Source organism: Shewanella sp. 10N.286.45.A1 (assembly GCF_041470405.1).
GTDB lineage: Bacteria > Pseudomonadota > Gammaproteobacteria > Enterobacterales > Shewanellaceae > Shewanella.
In genome coordinates, this window is the sequence record NZ_JBFRMK010000370.1 from 1 (window position 1) to 2,987 (window position 2,987).

Genomic DNA, 2,987 nt, shown 5'->3' on the forward strand with positions numbered 1-2,987 from the left:
TATACTGATTGGTATTACGCGTTAGCTTGATGCCAGGCGCTATATCCGCCATCTAAGCTATAAACATTATCAAAACCTTGCTCATTTAGGTAGGTTGCAGCGCTTTGGCTACTAATGCCGTGGTAGCAGACAACAACCAATGGCAGATCCATGTCGGCTCCTGCAATAAAATGGCTGATGTTTTCATTATTGAGGTTAAATGAGCTGCTAATATGCCCAGCTTCAAAGCTGGCAGCATCTCTAATGTCGACTATTTGCAATTCGGCTGTAGCTTCTTGCATGTGGATAAGTTGATTGACACTTAAATGTTGAAACGCTGACATAGAAAACCTGCATTAATTGAATGTGTAGTTGGCGATAATTTGGAGATAAATAGAGGGCTGAAATTCTGCCAGCCCTCAAGGACTATTTAATCCCAGTTTAGGATCACTTTGCCAGACTGTCCTGAGCGCATAGCGTCAAAGCCTTGCTGGAAGTCATCTATTTTGTAGTGATGAGTGATAATTGGAGATATATCTAAACCTGATTGGATTAAGCTGGCCATCTTGTACCAAGTCTCAAACATCTCACGGCCATAAATACCTTTGATGATTAATCCTTTAAAGATCACTTTACTCCAGTCAATCGCCATTTCGCCGCCAGGAATACCTAGCATAGCAACTTTACCACCATGGTTCATGGTATCGAGCATTGAATGGAATGCTGCAGGTACACCTGACATCTCAAGACCGACATCGAAACCTTCAGTCATGCCAAGTTCACTCATTACATCATCCAAGCTTTCTTTGGCAACGTTGACCGCTCGGGTGGCACCCATTTTCTCAGCTAGTTCGAGACGGTATTCGTTGACGTCAGTGATCACCACATGACGCGCACCTACATGGCGACAAACAGCTGCAGCCATAATGCCAATCGGACCAGCTCCAGTAATCAGCACGTCTTCACCGACAAGATCAAATGATAATGCGGTATGAACAGCATTGCCAAATGGATCAAAGATAGAAGCCAGATCATCTGAAATATCATCTGGGATTTTAAAAGCGTTAAAGGCTGGGATCACTAAATATTCAGCGAATGCACCTTCACGATTCACACCAACGCCAGAGGTGTTACGGCATAAATGAGTACGGCCACCGCGACAGTTACGGCAATGACCACAGGTAATATGCCCTTCGCCTGATACTCGGTCACCAATAGTAAAGCCACGCACTTCCTGACCCATATCGACAACTTCACCTACGTACTCATGGCCAACCACCATAGGTACTGGAATAGCATTTTGTGACCATTCGTCCCAGTTATAGATATGCACATCGGTACCACAGATGGCGGTTTTACGGATCTTAATCAGCAGATCATTGTGGCCCATTTCAGGTTTGGGGGCATCAACCATCCAGATGCCTTCTTCAGGCTTTAGTTTGCTTAGCGCTTTCATTTTAGAACCTATGCCAGACCAACAGTCATTGGTCTTCAAATTGATACAAAAAGGGCTACAACACTGTGTAGCCCAATTGATTTAATTCTAGCTGATAATTCCCATCTCTTTCGCGATACGGGTAAAGGCTTCAATGGCTTTGTCAATTTGCGGTTTAGTATGCGCAGCTGACATTTGCGTTCGAATACGTGCCTGACCTTTCGGTACTACAGGGAAAGAGAAACCAATCACGTAGATATTCTCTGCGAGTAGACGGTTGGCGAAGTCACCAGCCAGTTTGGCATCGCCAATCATTACTGGAATGATTGCATGATCGGCACCGCCAAGGGTGAAGCCTGCCGCTGACATTTTCTCACGGAAGTAACGGCTGTTTTCCCATACCGCTTCACGCAACTCTTGGCCATCTTTTAGCATTTCCAACACATGGATAGAAGCTGTAACGATTGAGGGTGCTAATGAGTTTGAGAATAGGTATGGGCGTGAGCGTTGACGTAACCAATCAACGACCTCTTTTTTAGCGGAAGTGAATCCACCTGAAGCGCCACCAAGTGCTTTACCTAAAGTACCGGTGATAATATCAACGCGGTCCATCACCTCGCAGAACTCATGAGTACCACGGCCTTGTTGGCCAACAAAACCAACTGCGTGAGAGTCATCAACCATCACTAGTGCGTCGTACTTGTCAGCAAGATCACACACACCTTTTAGGTTAGCAATCACGCCGTCCATAGAGAATACGCCATCGGTAGCGATCAAGGTATTGCGTGCACCAGCTTCTTTTGCTGCTTTAAGCTGGGTTTCAAGATCAGCCATATCGTTATTGGCATAACGGAAGCGCTTAGCTTTACAAAGGCGCACACCATCAATAATTGAGGCGTGGTTGAGTGCATCAGAAACAATTGCATCTTCAGCGCTTAGTAAAGTTTCAAACAGGCCTGCATTGGCATCGAAGCATGAAGAGTAAAGAATGGTGTCTTCCATGCCTAAGAATGAGCTTAGGCTAGCTTCCAAAGTTTTATGGATATCTTGGGTGCCACAAATGAATCGTACTGACGCCATGCCGAAACCATGGGCGTCGAGTCCACCTTGTGCTGCCTTGATTAGCTCTGGGTGATTAGCTAAACCCAAATAGTTGTTGGCACAAAAGTTAATAACTTCATCACCATTAACTTTAATTGCTGTTTGTTGAGGAGAAACAATTACGCGCTCGCTCTTATAAAGGCCTTCCGCTTTTACATCGGCAAGCTGTTGATTTATTTGGTCGTAGAATGAGGTTTTTGCCACCCGAATTCTCCTTAATTAGCATTGTTTTGATTATTGGAGTGGCGGCATTTTAACCTTAAAAAGCCCAGTCCTACAGCTTTTTTTCTGCAGCTGTCTCCTGATAAGTGAGATTAGGCCTAGGGAATGTTTCAGGTTAGTTAAACTAATTAAAAGTTTGAATTTTGGGGCGTGGTAATTTTGTTGAGTGGGCGCATGACTATTAGTGGATTCTGCTATTGGTATCAAGCACATGAGGGAGGCGCTAAGATCTTATCTAATACCAATTGCA

3 protein-coding genes are annotated in these 2,987 nt (G+C 44.6%); all 3 read right to left on the reverse strand.

Annotated elements, in window-relative coordinates:
* Positions 1-14 precede the first annotated feature (14 nt).
* On the reverse strand, positions 15-323 hold the full coding sequence (gene glpE, locus AB4238_RS21370) for a thiosulfate sulfurtransferase GlpE (RefSeq protein ID WP_371994250.1): 309 nt from the start codon (positions 321-323) through the stop codon (positions 15-17).
* 86 nt (positions 324-409) lie between these two features.
* Complete coding sequence (gene tdh / locus AB4238_RS21375; RefSeq protein WP_372035531.1) at positions 410-1,435, reverse strand: L-threonine 3-dehydrogenase; 1,026 nt, start codon at positions 1,433-1,435, stop codon at positions 410-412.
* Between the two features lie 87 nt (positions 1,436-1,522).
* Positions 1,523-2,719: a glycine C-acetyltransferase gene (locus AB4238_RS21380; RefSeq protein ID WP_372035533.1), complete on the reverse strand. Its 1,197-nt coding sequence runs from the start codon at positions 2,717-2,719 to the stop codon at positions 1,523-1,525.
* Positions 2,720-2,987 lie beyond the last annotated feature (268 nt).

Excerpts from the sequence above, each read along its gene's own strand:
- glpE (WP_371994250.1), bottom strand. The coding sequence starts at position 323 with ATGTCAGCGTTTCAACATTTAAGTGTCAATCAACTTATCCACATGCAA.
- tdh (WP_372035531.1), bottom strand. The coding sequence starts at position 1,435 with ATGAAAGCGCTAAGCAAACTAAAGCCTGAAGAAGGCATCTGGATGGTT.